Annotated in this window: 15 protein-coding genes; 11 read left to right on the top strand and 4 right to left on the bottom strand. The window is 35.6% G+C overall.

The window, feature by feature from the left end:
• Nucleotides 1-16: 16 nt before the first annotated feature.
• Nucleotides 17-601, bottom strand: coding sequence for an ACP phosphodiesterase (locus GQ45_RS02595; protein WP_047414842.1), 585 nt, complete (start codon nucleotides 599-601; stop codon nucleotides 17-19).
• A 95-nt stretch (nucleotides 602-696) separates the two neighbouring features.
• Here GQ45_RS02595 and glmM point away from each other — a divergent pair, with 95 nt between their 5' ends.
• Nucleotides 697-2091, top strand: coding sequence for a phosphoglucosamine mutase (gene glmM / locus GQ45_RS02600; protein ID WP_047414845.1), 1395 nt, complete (start codon nucleotides 697-699; stop codon nucleotides 2089-2091).
• Nucleotides 2092-2167: 76 nt separating this feature from the next.
• On the opposite strand, the gene GQ45_RS02605 is transcribed toward glmM, so the two are convergent.
• A complete protein-coding gene (locus GQ45_RS02605; protein ID WP_047414847.1) occupies nucleotides 2168-3049 on the bottom strand; it encodes a lysophospholipid acyltransferase family protein in 882 nt (293 codons plus the stop codon).
• 58 nt (nucleotides 3050-3107) lie between these two features.
• Between GQ45_RS02605 and GQ45_RS02610 the strand changes: the two genes are divergently transcribed.
• Nucleotides 3108-3764 (top strand): rhomboid family intramembrane serine protease, encoded by a 657-nt coding sequence (locus GQ45_RS02610; RefSeq protein WP_047414849.1) that lies wholly within the window; start codon nucleotides 3108-3110, stop codon nucleotides 3762-3764.
• A gap of 294 nt (nucleotides 3765-4058) precedes the next feature.
• Here the strand turns inward: GQ45_RS02610 and GQ45_RS02615 are convergent, their stop codons facing one another.
• Together GQ45_RS02615 and GQ45_RS02620 are read right to left on the bottom strand one after the other, a co-directional pair.
• Nucleotides 4059-5174: a TlpA disulfide reductase family protein gene (locus GQ45_RS02615; protein WP_047414851.1), complete on the bottom strand. Its 1116-nt coding sequence runs from the start codon at nucleotides 5172-5174 to the stop codon at nucleotides 4059-4061.
• Between the two features lie 94 nt (nucleotides 5175-5268).
• Entirely contained in the window at nucleotides 5269-5784 is a 516-nt protein-coding gene (locus GQ45_RS02620) for a hypothetical protein (RefSeq protein WP_047414853.1), read from the bottom strand.
• 93 nt (nucleotides 5785-5877) lie between these two features.
• On the opposite strand from GQ45_RS02620, the gene GQ45_RS02625 reads away from it, so the two are divergent.
• The 9 genes from GQ45_RS02625 (at nucleotide 5878) to GQ45_RS02665 (ending at nucleotide 16382) form a co-directional block, all read left to right on the top strand.
• Nucleotides 5878-8787 (top strand): FAD-binding and (Fe-S)-binding domain-containing protein, encoded by a 2910-nt coding sequence (locus GQ45_RS02625; protein WP_047414854.1) that lies wholly within the window; start codon nucleotides 5878-5880, stop codon nucleotides 8785-8787.
• Between the two features lie 86 nt (nucleotides 8788-8873).
• The gene (aroC, locus tag GQ45_RS02630) at nucleotides 8874-9938 is read left to right on the top strand and encodes a chorismate synthase (RefSeq protein WP_047414855.1); all 1065 of its coding nucleotides are present in this window, start codon (nucleotides 8874-8876) and stop codon (nucleotides 9936-9938) included.
• Nucleotides 9939-10271: 333 nt separating this feature from the next.
• Nucleotides 10272-11813, top strand: coding sequence for a dicarboxylate/amino acid:cation symporter (locus tag GQ45_RS02635; RefSeq protein ID WP_081980853.1), 1542 nt, complete (start codon nucleotides 10272-10274; stop codon nucleotides 11811-11813).
• 33 nt (nucleotides 11814-11846) lie between these two features.
• Nucleotides 11847-12278 carry a DUF1801 domain-containing protein gene (locus GQ45_RS02640; RefSeq protein ID WP_047414856.1) on the top strand — a complete coding sequence of 144 codons (432 nt, stop codon included), beginning with the start codon at nucleotides 11847-11849 and terminating at the stop codon, nucleotides 12276-12278.
• A 473-nt stretch (nucleotides 12279-12751) separates the two neighbouring features.
• Nucleotides 12752-13384, top strand: a complete 633-nt coding sequence (locus GQ45_RS02645) for a protein-tyrosine-phosphatase (protein ID WP_047414858.1) — start codon at nucleotides 12752-12754, stop codon at nucleotides 13382-13384.
• Nucleotides 13385-13386: 2 nt separating this feature from the next.
• On the top strand, nucleotides 13387-14421 hold the full coding sequence (gene arsB / locus GQ45_RS02650) for an ACR3 family arsenite efflux transporter (protein ID WP_047414860.1): 1035 nt from the start codon (nucleotides 13387-13389) through the stop codon (nucleotides 14419-14421).
• Nucleotides 14422-14758: 337 nt separating this feature from the next.
• Nucleotides 14759-15166, top strand: a complete 408-nt coding sequence (locus tag GQ45_RS02655; protein ID WP_047414862.1) for an OsmC family protein — start codon at nucleotides 14759-14761, stop codon at nucleotides 15164-15166.
• 60 nt (nucleotides 15167-15226) lie between these two features.
• Nucleotides 15227-15940, top strand: coding sequence for a hypothetical protein (locus tag GQ45_RS02660; RefSeq protein ID WP_047414864.1), 714 nt, complete (start codon nucleotides 15227-15229; stop codon nucleotides 15938-15940).
• Between the two features lie 16 nt (nucleotides 15941-15956).
• Nucleotides 15957-16382 (top strand): GNAT family N-acetyltransferase, encoded by a 426-nt coding sequence (locus tag GQ45_RS02665; protein ID WP_047414866.1) that lies wholly within the window; start codon nucleotides 15957-15959, stop codon nucleotides 16380-16382.
• Nucleotides 16383-16403: the final 21 nt, after the last annotated feature.

The following is a 16403-nucleotide window of genomic DNA, read 5'->3' on the forward strand; positions in this document are numbered from 1 at the left end:
TGGTAATTGGGTTCGTTTAAAGTGAATGATATGTTTGTTTTGAAAAATCGATTAACTCTCTAAAAAAAGAGGTGAATTCTTTTTCGAACTCTTGATAATGTTCGTTTAAATCTAAGATAGCAAAATTCATTTTAGATTTATTTTTTGTTCGTCTATTCATTCCATTTAAAACGCGTTCAATACCTTCTAAATTGGCATAATTTACAATCCAATTCTCTTGGATCATATAGGGCATCATGTGTTTTGTTGCCTCAGGAAGAATAGCATAATTAGCTTTTAATAACGCATAAAAATTAGCTACAAAATCAGCTAAAGGAACCTCTGAATACTGGTTCCAATTCTTAGCTAAAAAATGATCGTAAAAAATATCAACAATAATTCCGCTATAATGACTGTAATTTTGATGTAATTTTTTGGTGCTTAGGCGTACTGTTGGGTGCGCATCTGTAAACGTATCTATATGACGGTGTAATTTTATTCCTTTTTGTACTCTTTCCGGCAAATGTGTATACTTATTTCCTGGAATACTATCGGCAAAAAAATTACCAAGGGAAACTTCATCATCATTAAAGGATAAAAAAATATGCGCCAAAAAATTCATACAATCACAAAAAACACTAATAGGTTCGAATTTACGAATAAGAGGAATACCATTTAATACGAACCGATTATATTTGCAAAAACTTTTATACAATTATGACACTGATCAAATCAATTTCAGGAATACGGGGTACTATTGGAGGAAAACCAGGCGATAATTTAACACCAATTGATGCCGTGAAATTTGCGGCTGCTTATGGTATATGGCTTAAAGGGTATACAAAAAGTAACAAAAAACTAAAAGTAGTAATTGGAAGAGATGCGCGTTTGTCCGGAGAAATGATTCAGAATTTAGTGGTTTCTACTTTAGTAGGTTTAGGGATTGACGTTATTGATCTAGACCTATCCACTACACCAACCGTTGAAATTGCGGTGCCTTTAGAAAAGGCAGATGGTGGCATTATATTAACTGCTAGTCATAATCCTAAACAGTGGAATGCCTTAAAACTTTTAAATGAAAAAGGGGAGTTTTTAAATGCTGAAGAAGGCGCTTTAATTCTTGAAATAGCTGAAAAAGAAGATTTTGACTTTTCAGAAGTAGACGATTTAGGAGAAATTACCAAAAACGATTCTTATATCGATATTCATATTGACGAAGTGCTCGACTTGCCTTTAGTTGATGCCGATACCATCCGAGCGGCAAAGTTTAAAGTGGTGGTAGATGGTGTTAATTCTACCGGAGGAATCGCAATTCCTAAATTATTAAAAGAATTAGGGGTTGAAGTGGTGGAATTGTATTGTGACCCAACTGGTCATTTTCCTCATAACCCAGAACCTTTAAAAGAACATTTAGGTGATATTTGTGCCTTGGTTTTAAAAGAAAAAGCAGATTTTGGAATTGTAGTAGATCCTGATGTAGATCGTTTGGCTTTTATAAGTAACGATGGTGAAATGTTTGGCGAAGAGTATACCTTGGTGGCTTGTGCGGATTATGTTTTAGGAAAAACGAAAGGAAATACCGTATCGAACTTATCATCTTCAAGAGCACTTCGAGATATTACGGAGAAACACGGCGGAACCTACGAAGCTGCGGCCGTTGGTGAAGTAAATGTCGTTACGAAAATGAAGGCAATAAATGCAATTATTGGGGGTGAAGGCAACGGAGGCATTATTTATCCAGAAAGTCATTTTGGTCGTGATTCTTTGGTTGGCACGGCTTTATTTTTAATGTTGATGGCTGAAAAAGGGGGGACTGTAGCAGAATTAAGAGCTAGTTATCCGTCTTATTTTATGAGTAAAAAGAAAATAGAATTAACGCCAGGTTTAAACGTAGATGCTATTTTAGAAACTATGGCAAAGAACTATAAAGATGAAGAAATTTCGACCATCGATGGGGTCAAGATCGATTTTGCTGAAAATTGGGTACACCTGCGTAAATCAAATACAGAACCAATTATCAGAATTTATACCGAAGCGAAATCACAACTTGAGGCCGATAGTTTAGCCGATAAGATTATTAGAGAAATTAAACAAATTGCAGGTTTGAAATAGAACCTCAAAAAGTCTAAAGTGCTTTTGGATGGGGTTTAGAATAAAAGGTAATTTTTGAAATAAAATTACCTTTTATTTATTGGGTGTCAGCTTTATTTCTGTGCTTCCACCGTCTATGAGTCCATAAATAATAAGGTGGATTTTCACGAATTTGTTGTTCTGTTAATCGCAAAAATGTATCTGTTATTTCGTGTTCAGCCGTACTTTTTCCAGCTGTGGTAATCGGGATAAACGCTGCTTCGTAATAACCTCTTTTTACTTTAGAAACTTTAAGAAATACCACTGCTAAATCCATTTTTCGAGCCATAGTTTCAGGACCACTAAAAACGGGTACTTTAATTCCCATAAACTCTGTCCAATATGGCGCTCTATGGGCTTGTGGTGACTGGTCACTAACCATACCATATATTGATGGTACTTTGTCTTTATGATTCTTAACTACAGTTCTTACTGTTTCTTCTTGGGTGATAAGCGTGGTATTAAAGCGTGCCCTTGTACTTTTTACCCAATGATCAAAGTACTTATTTTTAATCTTTTGATAAATGGCATAACCCTCTGATTTTACATAATTGTTAATGCTCACATTCCACTCCCAATTCGCATAATGAGAACAAACTATTAAAATACTTTTTGTTTTCTCAAGCTCGTGAAGTACTTCTAAATTTGTAATATGGTAGCGATTTTTAATATCCTCTTTGGATATATTCATGGTCTTAATCATTTCCAGAAACGTATCACATAAATGACCGTAAAAGATGCGTTGTATTTCTTTTAATTCTTTTGAAGATTTTTCGGGAAACACTAGGGATAAATTAGCATACACTATTTTTTTTCGATAGCCTAATACCGTATAAACGATAAAAAAAATAAAGTCTGATAGTGCATAAACTAGCTTAAAAGGAAGTATAGAAATTATCCAAATTAAGGGATACGCTAAAACAAATACAAGTAACTGCATGCCATATATTATTACGCAAATATAGCTATATTTGGGAGCAAATAGAAGCCTTAGTTTTATGTTTGATGAAATGCATTTTGCCACTTTGGGGATTATTGCCCTAAACATTTTAGTATCCCTTAAGGGTTTTAATGATATAACTTTTTTTGATCGTTATAAATTTCAAGTAAATGCCATAGCTGCAGGTCAAAAAGAACGAATGTTTACTTCTGGGTTTCTACATGTAGATTTCTCCCATTTATTTTTTAACATGTTTACGCTGTTCTTTTTTGCTCCGGTCGTCATTGAATGGCTAAATTCAATACAATTTTTACTTATTTATGTGGTTAGTTTGGCAGCTGGCAGCCTTCTGAGCATGGTTTTTCATAAAAACGAGCCCTATTATAGCGCTGTAGGTGCTAGTGGCGCTGTTACCGGTATTTTATATGCCGCCATTTTACTGGAGCCACAAATGCGTTTAGGGTTTATGTTTATTCCAATTCCTGTGCCGGCTTATGTTTTTGGTATTGGTTATTTGCTGTATTCTATATATGGTATGAAAAGTAGATTAGGTAATATTGGGCATACTGCTCACTTTGGTGGGGCTATTGGCGGATATGTTACAACCCTTATTTTCTTTCCGAGTCTACTGCAAACCGATCTTTTGATGGTCGCTTTGTTGGCCCTCCCTATCGTTGTGCTGTTCGTACTCCAAAAAGCCGGAAAATTAAATTAAAAAGTGCTCTTTAAATAGGCAGAAGTTTCAAGGCGTATGCTGACAATTTTTTTAAGACATCTCTTGAGGATTAACTTTTTAAAGCGGTCTAATGCTACTATTTATAGTTTTTTTAATCTAAAAATGCCATGGTTTATGAATACTCGTATGCTAAACCTTAGGCTAGAAGGCCTTGTGGCTCCCAAAGATTCTCGTTAGCCGCAGATGATGGCACAGAACATTTATAAAAATAAAAAAGCCTAGTTTGTGAAACAAACCAGGCTTTTTTACTACCAGAGTACACTAGGTGCCATTTTACATGGTGCTTCCCAGTAATTCAGCAATTTTATTTTCAAGTGCTTCTCCTCTTAAATCTTTAGCTATTATCACGCCGTTTTCATCTAAGATAAACATTGCAGGAATGGCATTTACATTGTATAATTTTGCAATTTCATCAAAATACTGAACATTAGAAACTTGGTTCCATTCTAAACCGTCAGCGGTAATTGCATCTGTCCATTCTTCTCTTGTTTTATCTAATGAAACTCCAAGAATTTTTAATCCACTTTCTTTATATTTATCATAAATGCGAACTAAATTAGGATTTTCTGCTCTACAAGGTTTGCACCATCCAGCCCAAAAATCAATAATTGTATACTTTCCTAAAGCATCTTTTAATGCCAATTGTTCCCCAGTGGGTGTAGGCGCTGAAAATTCTGGAGCCTTTGAGCCAATAGCCGTTGCTTTATTCTTGTCCATAAAAGCTTTAATTCTTTTTGCTGCAGCTGTATTTTTTACCTCTGGTGTAAATGCTTCATATATTTCATTGATTTCATTTTCAGGAAGCTCTTGTGTTTGTTGAAAACGCTCTAACAACATTGCAGAAATTAAAGCATTAGGATTTTCTTTGGCAAAATCTAGTTCAAATTTTTTGGCCTCTTCCCTAAATTCTAATAACTCCTCTTGAATTGCATCTTGGCCAGCTAAATCACCACTAGCACGAGCTTTTTCAAAATCTTGACCCATTGAAGTATATCGTTTTGAAAAGATTTTACTTTGATTTAAGAATTTAGCAAACATATCATTCTGGTCAGTACCTTCAATTTTAGCAAATAAAATACTGTCTTTTTGAAAGCTAATATCGATAGTTCCTTTTTCTATGATTACAGGGATATTACCATTTACATTGTCAATGAATATATACTGTAAGTCTAAAGAGTCTGCTTTTCCTGTAAAGCTAAATTTTCCATTTTCAACCGTTGTGGTATCCACATCAACAGGCTGATTTACTTCGTTTATTCTTTTTAAATATACTTTTGTTCCATTATCTAAATCACCTTGAACGGTTGCATTTATAGAAAATCCGTCTGGATTACTAGTACAAGAGAATAATAAACCAATGGCAAAAATTCCAAATATTACTTTTTTCATTATTTTAATTTTAGTGCGGCAAATGTACTTATATAATAGCAAAAAAAACAAGCCTTTACGAGCTAATTTAATTCAGAAATTTATCTTTTATGTTTTAAAATTGGTAGCGTATGCCTAAACCAATATCAAAATCAAAATTATCCGAAAACTCACTATAACCTAATAATCCTATTTCTGGTCGGATGTCTAAGGAAAGTACCAATGGAAAATCAAAGTTGTATTCAATGCCAATATTGGCAGCACCAAAAACAAATAATCCTCCGTCAATTTTTTGAAGACCATTGGGGCTATTTTCATTAGGTCGTGGTTCAAAATCAACATTTCCTAAACCACCACCAAATCCGTAATACCAATTAAAATCACCCTCTAAAGGCATCACCCATTGGTACACTCCCGATAATTTAAAAGCGTCATAAGCTCTACTATCACGCCATCCTAAATTTACTTCTAATCGATTTACTCGCGAAAACGATTTTTGATACGATATTTCAGCTCCCAATCCATCGCTATCTCCTAGCCTTAACCCTATAGTATGATCAGAAATATCCTGAGCATTCAAGAAAAGCGGCATACACAGCATTAAAAAAAGTGTGTTTTTTAACAATTTCATCTTTATTTATTTTAAAATTCACTTCAAAAATAGCATTTTGCTTGTGTTCTCTAGTTAATAAAAACTTAATTTAGCAGTCAAAATTGTTATAGTTTGAAAACGGTATCCTTAGAAAAATTAAAAGAAAGTTTGACTGGTGAGTTAAAGCTAGATACGCTGTCCAAGGCACTCTATGCCACTGATGCATCCGTATATAGAAAAACACCCCTCGCGGTTGCGTTTCCAAAAGATACAGCAGATATAAAAAAAATAATCTTGTTTGCCAAAGAACATAAAATAGGGATAATTCCAAGAACCGCAGGAACTTCTTTAGCAGGGCAATGTGTAGGCGAAGGTATTGTTGTCGATGTGTCTAAACATTTTACAAATATTATTTCTTTTGATGAAAGCAAAATGCAAATTACGCTGCAACCCGGTGTCATCCGTGATGAATTAAATCAGTATTTAGCAGCTTATGGCTTATTTTTTGGCCCGAACACATCAACAGCCAATCGTTGTATGATGGGTGGAATGGTGGGTAATAATTCTTCGGGAACTACTTCTATTCAATATGGTGTTACCCGTGATAAAGTAGTACATCTAAAAACCATTTTGGCAAATGGAGACGAAGCTGAATTTAAATCGCTCACCAGTCAAGAGTTTACATCCAAACTAACGGAGCACACTTTTGAAGCCTCTTTATATAAAAATATTCACAACGAATTATCGAATAAAGCAATTCAGGAAAACATTATATCCGAATTTCCTAAACCCGAAATACACCGAAGAAATACGGGCTATGCCATCGATGAACTTTTAAAAAGTGATCTTTTCGGAGGAAATTCAAATACTATTAATTTATGCGAATTACTAAGTGGAAGCGAAGGAACTTTAGCTTTTACCACAGAAATCACTTTACAATTAGATAAAATACCACCTACATTGTCCGCGATGGTCGTAACACACTATCACAGCTTGGAAGATTGTTTGGCAGATGTTGTTCCTGTCATGGGGCACAATTTACATACCTGCGAAATGATGGATAAGGTAATCCTTGATTGCACTAAAAATAATAGATCTCAATTGCCCAATCGTTATTTTATTGCAGGCGATCCGGCTGCAGTTTTAATGCTTGAGGTAAAGGCTGATACTCCTGAATCTTTAGCAAAACAACTAGAAAACCTTTTAAAAACTATTGAAAAATCAGGCTTAAGCTATTCGAATCCTATTTTACGGGATAGGGATATTAACAAAGCGGCAGAATTAAGAAAAGCCGGATTAGGACTTTTAGGAAATATTGTTGGCGATAAAAAAGCAGTAGCTTGTATTGAGGATACCGCTGTCGCTTTAGAAGATTTAAAAGATTTTATTGGAGAATTTTCTCAAATCATGAAGCGCTACGAGCAGAATGCGGTGTATTATGCTCATGCTGGCGCTGGAGAAATTCACTTACGACCTATATTGAATCTTAAAAAAAATGAGGATGTAAAATTGTTCAGAGCCATAACCACTGACGTGGCGAAACTGACCAAAAAATACAAAGGATCATTTAGCGGGGAACACGGTGATGGCATCGTAAGGGCCGAATTTATTCCATTAATGATTGGGGCGGAAAATTACGACTTATTAAAAAGAATTAAGTCTTACTTCGATCCCCAAAATATATTTAATCCTGGTAAAATAGTTGACGCCTATCCCATGGATGAATCCCTACGTTATGAAATTGATCGAAAAGAGCCAGAAATAAATACCTTGTTCGATTTTTCGGACAGTGAAGGGATTCTGAAAGCGGCTGAAAAGTGCAATGGAAGTGGCGATTGTAGAAAAACACACCATAGTGCTGGCGGTATGTGCCCCAGTTATCACGCCACCAAAAACGAAAAAGATACCACTAGAGGGAGGGCTAATGCCTTACGCGAATTCTTAACGAGGTCTGAATCACCCAACAAATTTGACAATAAGGAACTAAAAGAAGTATTCGATTTGTGCCTAAGCTGCAAAGCATGCGCCAGCGAATGCCCAAGTAATGTTGATGTAGCGACGCTTAAAGCGGAATTTTTATACCAATATCAAGAAGCAAATGGCTACTCGTTGCGAAATAAATTGTTTGCGTATAACACCAAATTAAATAAATTAGGTAGTGCTGTCTCAGGACTAACCAATGCGGTATATGGTAGCAGTTTTTTTGCGGGATTCCTTAAGAATGCTTCTGGAGTAGCCAAAGAAAGAAGTTTACCGAAAGTATATCGTTTTAATTTTGATAAGCATCTTCAAGAATTTAAAAATAAGCAGGTGGCTTCTAAATTGAAAGTAGCTTTATATATTGATGAATTCACCCATTACTTAGATGTTGATTTAGGGAAAGATGCCATTGAAGTTTTAACTAAATTAGGCTATGATGTAGAATTATTTTATGCTGAAAGTGGTCGTACCTATATTTCAAAAGGCTTTTTAAAACAAGCCAAGAAAATTGCGCTAAAAAATATGACTTCATTGAAAGCTTTTGCCGATAAAGGAATTCCCGTAGTAGGACTAGAGCCATCAGCAGTTTTAACCTTTAGAGACGAATACAAACGTTTTTCTGTAGATTCTGAAACTTCTAATGCCATTGGACTGAACAGCTTTATTATCGAAGAATTTTTAGCAGCCGAACTACAAAAAGGAGCCATAAGTTGCGAATTATTTACCACAGAAGTCCGTAAAATAAAAATTCACGGACATTGCCATCAAAAAGCACTTTCGAATCAAAAAGTAACTTTTGATGTTTTAAACCTTCCAAAAAATTATGAAGTCACCATTATTAGCTCTGGTTGTTGCGGAATGGCAGGTTCATTTGGATATGAGCAAGAGCATTATGAATTGAGTATGCAGATAGGAGAATTAAAGTTATTCCCAGCAGTTCGCAAATCATCCGAAGACACCATAATCGCAGCGAATGGGACCAGTTGCCGTCATCAAATTTACGACGGAACTAAGCGCATCGCAAAACATCCAATTACTATTCTAAAAGAAGCTTTAGTTTAAAAATTGATCTAAATTTTGTTACCATGATCAGTTTTTGGATTACTAACAGGATACAATTACCTTTGAAAATTAAAATTTAAACACAAATGGCAGGAAACACCTACGGTACACTATTTAAACTCTCTACATTTGGAGAATCACACGGAATCGCCATTGGAGGTGTTATCGACGGTTGTCCAGCAGGAATAACTTTAGATTTTGAGACCATTCAAAATGAACTAGATCGCAGAAAACCAGGACAATCAGCCATTGTTACCCAACGTAAAGAATCGGATAGGGTAGAATTTTATTCCGGGATTTTTGAGGGTAAAACCACAGGAACTTCCATCGGTTTTGCGATTCATAATACCAATCAAAAATCGAAAGATTACACACATATCAAGGATTCTTACCGACCGTCGCATGCCGATTACGTATATGATCAAAAATACGGGTTTAGAGATTACCGAGGGGGAGGACGCAGTTCTGCCCGAGAAACAGCCAGTAGAGTAGTAGCCGGTGCTATTGCAAAGCAAGTTTTGAGTAGTTTTAAAATTAATGCCTACGTTTCGCAAGTTGGCGATTTAAAACTTGATAAAAATTATAAAGACATTGATTTCTCTTTAATCGAAAGCAATCCTGTTCGTTGTCCTGATTTAAAAATGGCAGCTAAAATGGAAACCTACATTAAAGAAATAAAAAAACAAGGCGATACAATTGGTGGTGTGATTAGCTGTGTTATTCAGAATGTACCCGTAGGTTTAGGCGAACCTGTTTTTGACAAATTACATGCCGAATTAGGAAAAGCCATGCTTTCCATCAATGCCGTAAAAGGATTTGAATATGGTAGTGGTTTTGAGGGTGTTACCATGAAGGGCAGCGCGCACAACGATCAGTACAATAAAGACGGAACAACCAAAACTAATTATAGTGGAGGTATTCAAGGTGGAATCTCTAATGGTATGGATATTTATTTTAAGGTAGCCTTTAAACCGGTTGCTACAATAATTCAGGCCTATACCACGATCGATAAAGATGGAAACGAGGTAAAAACGCAAGGAAAAGGGCGACATGATCCCTGCGTAGTGCCAAGAGCCGTGCCCATTGTGGAAGCTATGGCAGCCATGGTTTTGTTAGATTTTACATTACGCAATAATGCGGTAACATTATAAAGTAGTGTATTCGTAGCTTTAAACATCATCTCCTTCACCCAATCCCTTCCCGAATTGGAAACCTTTAGTGTATTGTATTTGGAGATGCCCTAGCTACTTTTTTTTAATAGTTCTGCTGGGGCCAATGTGCTGAAAATTTCGTTTTTTGCTACTTTTCGTCAAAAGATCGTCAGTACCCCCAGTTCTAAATGCTTTGTTCAGAGAATTGTCGATTTCAAAAAAAAAGTTATTTGTTTTTATTTTCAAAATAGTATCTTTCAGCATCACAAAATTTTTGTTGCTTGTAAATGCAACAAAAAATCATAAATAATTGGCTTAAACCATTAGATTCACATGAAAAAATTAGCATTACATTGGCAGATACTACTAGGAATGTTACTAGGTATTGTATTTGCTTTAGTACTAGTACAAGTAAGTTCGCTTTCCCCAGAAGAACTCAAACAAATAGAACGTGCACAAACAGAAATTGTACAACTAAACGCTGACAAAAAAGAACTAAAGGCCCAATTATCTCAAATTCAAGCAGATTATGCCGCAACGACCATAACAACCTTTGAGTTTCTGCAACAAAAATCTATAATAGAAACAGAATTAGATAAACTAGATACCGTACTAGGAAGACTCAAAGAAATAACGACGCAACAAACTTGGGCACAGAGCTTTATAAGTGATTGGATAAAACCATTTGGAAATATATTTATCAACTCCCTGAAGTTAATTGCTATTCCATTAATTCTAGCAGCGCTAATAAAAGGAGTCTCAGATTTAAAAGATATCTCTAGCCTGTCTAAAATGGGATTTAAAACCATTGCTATTTATGTTTTAACTACAATCATTGCGGTTTCTATTGGTTTGGGTGTCGTAAGTTTGGTAAAGCCTGGCGGAAGTATCACCGAAGATACTCGGAATGAACTTATAGAAGCTTATGCAGGCGACGCTGAAATGAAACAAAAAGATGCGGCGGCTCAAAAAGAAGCAGGTCCATTACAAGCCTTAGAAGATTTAGTGCCAAGTAATATATTCGAAGCTGCTTCTAGTAATAGTAATATGCTACAAGTGATCTTCTTTGCTATATTTTTCGGTGTGGCATTAATATTAATTCCTGAAGATCTCGCAGAGACGGTAAAGAAATTTTTTGATGGTTTCAATGAAGTGATTCTAAAAATGGTCGATTTAATTATGCTCACGGCACCGTACGGAGTATTTGCCTTAATGGCGGCTTTAGTCATCGAGGCTCCGAGTGCCGATTTATTTAAAGCCCTAGGCATGTATGCATTTTGTGTGGTTTTAGGATTGGCCTTAATGATTGTGGTGTATATGACATTCGTAAAAGTATACGCGAAGAAATCCCCCATATTTTTCCTAAAAGGAATGATTCCTGCACAGCTTCTGGCTTTTTCTACCAGCTCTAGTGCAGCTACATTACCCGTAACCATGGAAAGGGTTACCGAACATATAGGTGTTGAAGAAGAAGTTGCCAGTTTTGTTTTACCAATAGGTGCCACTATTAATATGGACGGTACAAGCCTTTATCAAGCAGTAGCAGCAGTGTTTATCGCTCAGGCCTTTGGTATGGATTTATCTTTTGGTACCCAACTGGGAATTATCGCTACGGCAACACTAGCCTCCATTGGTTCTGCAGCGGTTCCAGGAGCAGGTATGGTTATGCTTGTTGGCGTATTGGGATATGCTGGTATCCCTGAAGCTGGTTTGGCCTTGATTTTTGCAGTTGATAGACCACTAGATATGTGTAGAACGGTTGTCAATGTTACTGGAGATGCTACAGTTGCAACCGTAATTGCTAAATCTGAGGGTAAACTACATGAACCTAGAGTAAAAAACTGGGATGATAACTTAATAAAGAAAGAAGCTTAAAATCATTTAAACCATAATATTAGTTACACGGCTATGAAGCCATTGGAAATTAAAATAGACCCTAAATTTGAAGAAGTCTTAGCGAATTATCCACCCTTTGTTCGCAGTAACATGAACTATTTACGCGAATTAGTAGAAGCTACAGCCCAAGAAACTGAGGGAGTTATGACCTTAGAAGAAACCCTTAAATGGGGAGAACCTAGCTTCATCACCAAACATGGCAGTACGTTGAGAATGGATTGGAAAGCCAAAGCTCCGGAGCAATATGCACTCTATTTTAAATGTACTAGCAGGCTGGTTGCAAGCTTTAAGCAGGTCTTTGAACAGAAATTTCAATATGAAGGTCATAGGGCACTAATTTTTCAATTAGATGAGAAAATCCCAAAGACCGAATTGAAACAATGCATTAAAGCAGCCTTGATGTATCATAAGGTAAAACATTTAGAAGATTTGGGAATGTCTTAGTTTTGTATATACTTTTTAGGAAGTCTTTTTATTTTTATTAACATTGAAAAGCGCCATGGTCTTCTTTGGGATTTATTTTTAACTTAAAATGTAAAAAGAAACGGATTTGTGTTAGCCATTTAATCTTCCAATATTACCAAAAAAAATTAAGGACCATTTTGTTTGCTAGGATACTTAAGGGATAAAAAAAATAGACCATTTCCTTTGATCAAAGTTGAAATAAATTTGTTGATATGGATATTAATCGTAATATTGCAATGAATTAATATAACAAATAAAACAGGACTAGAAATATGCTTAGTTTTTATAGTATTGAATCGTAAATAATTGAAGTAAAGAATGATTTTTTAGTTAAGTATCAAAAAAATATCGTTTTATCAATAGCTTAAGATTTCAGTTTCATGTCTTTATGAACTATTTTGATGAGATAAGGTTTTTTAAAAAATAATAATTTGATAAATTAAATTCGTAAAATGACCATAAATAGTGCAGTGTTATTTCCAGAAATCGAAAATTTAATTAAAACTTTAAACCCTCAATACATACCAGAAGAACGGAAAGTCATTTTAAATCCCTTGATAGCCGTCCTACAAGAAAAAGTTTCGAACGGACAAGAGATTAAAATTAATTTTATTTGTACGCATAATTCGAGACGAAGTCATTTGTCGCAAATATGGGCGCAAACCATGGCGAGCTATTTTAATATCAAGGGTGTATTTTCTTATTCAGGGGGCACAGAAGCCACAGCACTTTTTCCTATGGTTATTGAAACATTGAAAAATTCAGGCTTTCAAATTCATGTGCTTTCTGAAAGTAAAAACCCCATTTACAGCATTAAATATGCAAAAAATGAACATCCAATTATTGGTTTTTCTAAAAAGTTAGATGATGATTTTAACCCAAAGACTAATTTTGTGGCCATTATGACTTGTGATTCAGCGAATGAAGCCTGTCCCATGGTTTTAGGTGCTGAAAAACGCATACCCATTACTTTTGAAGATCCAAAAGTATTTGACAACACACCGCAACAAGCTCAAAAGTATGCGGAAAGAAGTCTTCAAATTGCCACTGAACTGTGTTATGTATTCTCTCAAATTAAATCTTAAAAATGACATCAAAAAAATTAAGTTTCCTAGATAAAAATTTAACACTTTGGATTTTTGCCGCCATGGCTATCGGGGTAGGTTTGGGGTACTTAATGCCTACATTTCCTGATTTCATAAATTCTTTCAATAGTGGTTCAACCAACATACCTATTGCTATTGGTTTAATTTTAATGATGTATCCACCATTGGCAAAAGTGAATTTTAAACTTTTACCGAAGGTCTTTAGAAACACAAAGATTCTTACGATCTCGTTAGTACTTAACTGGATTGTTGGTCCTATTTTAATGTTTATCTTGGCCATAACCTTTTTACGGGACTACCCAGAGTATATGGTCGGGCTTATTTTAATTGGTTTAGCGCGCTGTATTGCTATGGTGTTGGTATGGAACGACCTTGCCGAAGGCAATAGCGAATATGGAGCAGGTTTAGTAGCCTTAAATAGTATTTTTCAAGTTTTTGCTTACAGCTTTTATGCATGGATATTTATAACGGTGCTACCTCCTTATTTTGGTTTTGAAGGTGCCATCGTTGATATTTCAATCGGAACGATTGCAGAAAGTGTTGCCATTTATTTAGGAATTCCTTTTGTGATGGGAATTTTAAGCCGACTCATTTTAGTTCAAATAAAAGGAGAAGAATGGTACCAGAAAAAATTCATTCCGACTATTTCGCCCATAACCTTGATCGCTCTTTTGTTTACGATTGTAGTCATGTTTTCATTGAAAGGGGAATTAATTGTAAAAATCCCAATGGATGTACTCATTATTGCTGTGCCCCTCCTGATTTATTTTACTTTAATGTTTATCATTGGCTTTTTTGTCACTAAAGCAATGGGCGCAGAATATGACAAGACTGCGGCAGTTGCATTTACGGCAGCAGGTAATAATTTTGAATTGGCAATAGCGGTAGCCATTGCGGTCTTTGGACTTAATTCTGGTCAGGCGTTTGCAGGAGTAATTGGCCCATTAGTGGAAGTTCCTGCATTGATTTTATTAGTTCGAGTTTCATTTTGGCTAAAGAAAAAATATTATTCGTAACAAGTAAACAACAGCTGATAAAAGTCATTAATTGTTTAGAAGGGCAGCTGTACATTTGTGAATAGGACTACAAAATATAAACGAGTTTAGAACGAATAGCATACAAGGAAGGCTTAGAAGCTTTGGCCAGATTTGCTAAAGCTTTAGAACACCCCACACATATGGTTATTTTAATTATTTTTAAGATCAAAGTTGCGGTTTTATAGGTAATTGGGCGAGGTTTTTTTTTGGCGAAATCTACAGTTTCCCAACATCTAGTAGCACTAAAAATGCTGGCCTTACAGCGTTCTTTAAAAGAGGACGTACGGGCACTTTTAAACTAAATGAAACAAACACTATGAATTATCAAATCAAAGCTTCATCCACTTCAAATCAGGATGCTATTATTCACATAAAGCAATCGGATATCGATTTTGGAACCACCACAAAAACGGCCGAAATTTTACCAAATCCTGCCGAATTGTTTTTGGGTTCATTTGCGGCCTGTATGTTAAAAAATGTAGAGCGTTTTTCCGGTATGATGAAATTTACCTATACCAAAGCTGCGCTTGAGGTCCAGGCTACTCGTCTTGAAAATCCGCCGAGAATGAACAACATCATGTACAATTTGATCATATACAGTAATGAAAAGGAGATCAATACTACACTTCTTAAAAAGAACATTGAAAAGTTTGGCACCATTTACAATACTGTAAAATTATCTTGTAGTATTTCAGGAACAATTAGCACAATTGAGCAGGTTTAATTGGGCCTAGATCAATATTATTGTTTATTTTTAGACTAGCTTATTCTAAATTTTAAAACCATGAAAATTAGCACACTTTTTTTAGTATTTCTCTTTGGATGTTTAAGCATCACTGCTCAATCTATTATCGGAGCTTGGGAACACGACTATGCGAGTGAAAACGGAGACGCCTTGAAAACTACTATTATTTTTTCGGATGGACACCAAGTTTCAACAACCTATGACGCTAAAACAGGTGAATTTATAAATACAACAGGCGGCAGCTATGCGTTATCTGGTGATACCCTTAATGAACTAATAGAATTTGATACAGAAAACGCTGAACGAGTTGGTACAGAAGTCGCACATAAAGTAGCTCTAAATGATAAAATGATGACATTTACAGGTACTGGTGAGCAGTTTACAAGAATAGACGATGGTAGCCCGGGAAAATTACAAGGAGCATGGCTGATGTCAGGGAGGGTTGTTGATGGAAAAAAGCAACAGAGAGCGACCGATGGGCCAAGAAAAACGATGAAAATACTATCTGGCACCCGCTTTCAATGGATTGCTTATAATACTGAAACCAAACAGTTTATGGGAACAGGTGGTGGAACCTATACCACTATAGATGGTGTTTATGTTGAAAACATTGGGTTCTTTTCAAGAGATAACAGTAGAGTAGGAGCTTCCTTAGATTTTAAATTTGAATTAAAAGATGGAGACTGGCACCATTCTGGTTTATCGAGCAAGGGGGATCCTATTAATGAAATATGGAGTTTGAGAGCAGACTAAATAAATATGTTCAAAAATGGAAATAGCCTTATTACAGAAGAACCATGTTACCCCGGAATTTCAAAATCAAATACGGGCCTTATTCCAGCAACTAGCCCCTACTAAAAAACAACTACAGCTACTCGACATTTTTAATGATAAAAACAACATCACTCTGGTTTACGGTATCAAGGATGGTGAGATTTTAGGCATGGCCTCCATGTGTGTTTATACTGTTATTTCAGGAAAAAAAGCTTGGATCGAAGACGTAGTTGTTCATGAAAATGAACGCGGTAAAGGATTGGGAAGAAAACTGATGCAAAAACTATTAGAAGTCGCTAAGAAAAAAGGGGTTACAGAACTACTACTTTTTAGCGCGGAACATCGCGTAGCTGCTAAACAATTATACGAAGATTTAGGTTTTAAAATGAGCGCCAGTAAGCTTTATAAGCTACAAGTTTAAAGGTGAATTTTGAAGCCAATA

This window comes from Cellulophaga sp. Hel_I_12, assembly GCF_000799565.1.
GTDB lineage: Bacteria > Bacteroidota > Bacteroidia > Flavobacteriales > Flavobacteriaceae > Cellulophaga.

Bases quoted from the DNA above. Each gene is read 5' to 3' on its own strand.
- GQ45_RS02595 (WP_047414842.1), bottom strand. From the start codon at position 601: ATGAATTTTTTGGCGCATATTTTTTTATCCTTTAATGATGATGAAGTT.
- glmM (WP_047414845.1), top strand. From the start codon at position 697: ATGACACTGATCAAATCAATTTCAGGAATACGGGGTACTATTGGAGGA.
- GQ45_RS02605 (WP_047414847.1), bottom strand. From the start codon at position 3,049: ATGCAGTTACTTGTATTTGTTTTAGCGTATCCCTTAATTTGGATAATT.
- GQ45_RS02610 (WP_047414849.1), top strand. From the start codon at position 3,108: ATGTTTGATGAAATGCATTTTGCCACTTTGGGGATTATTGCCCTAAAC.
- GQ45_RS02615 (WP_047414851.1), bottom strand. From the start codon at position 5,174: ATGAAAAAAGTAATATTTGGAATTTTTGCCATTGGTTTATTATTCTCT.
- GQ45_RS02620 (WP_047414853.1), bottom strand. From the start codon at position 5,784: ATGAAATTGTTAAAAAACACACTTTTTTTAATGCTGTGTATGCCGCTT.
- aroC (WP_047414855.1), top strand. From the start codon at position 8,874: ATGGCAGGAAACACCTACGGTACACTATTTAAACTCTCTACATTTGGA.
- GQ45_RS02635 (WP_081980853.1), top strand. From the start codon at position 10,272: ATGAAAAAATTAGCATTACATTGGCAGATACTACTAGGAATGTTACTA.
- GQ45_RS02640 (WP_047414856.1), top strand. From the start codon at position 11,847: ATGAAGCCATTGGAAATTAAAATAGACCCTAAATTTGAAGAAGTCTTA.
- GQ45_RS02645 (WP_047414858.1), top strand. From the start codon at position 12,752: ATGACCATAAATAGTGCAGTGTTATTTCCAGAAATCGAAAATTTAATT.
- arsB (WP_047414860.1), top strand. From the start codon at position 13,387: ATGACATCAAAAAAATTAAGTTTCCTAGATAAAAATTTAACACTTTGG.
- GQ45_RS02655 (WP_047414862.1), top strand. From the start codon at position 14,759: ATGAATTATCAAATCAAAGCTTCATCCACTTCAAATCAGGATGCTATT.
- GQ45_RS02660 (WP_047414864.1), top strand. From the start codon at position 15,227: ATGAAAATTAGCACACTTTTTTTAGTATTTCTCTTTGGATGTTTAAGC.
- GQ45_RS02665 (WP_047414866.1), top strand. From the start codon at position 15,957: ATGGAAATAGCCTTATTACAGAAGAACCATGTTACCCCGGAATTTCAA.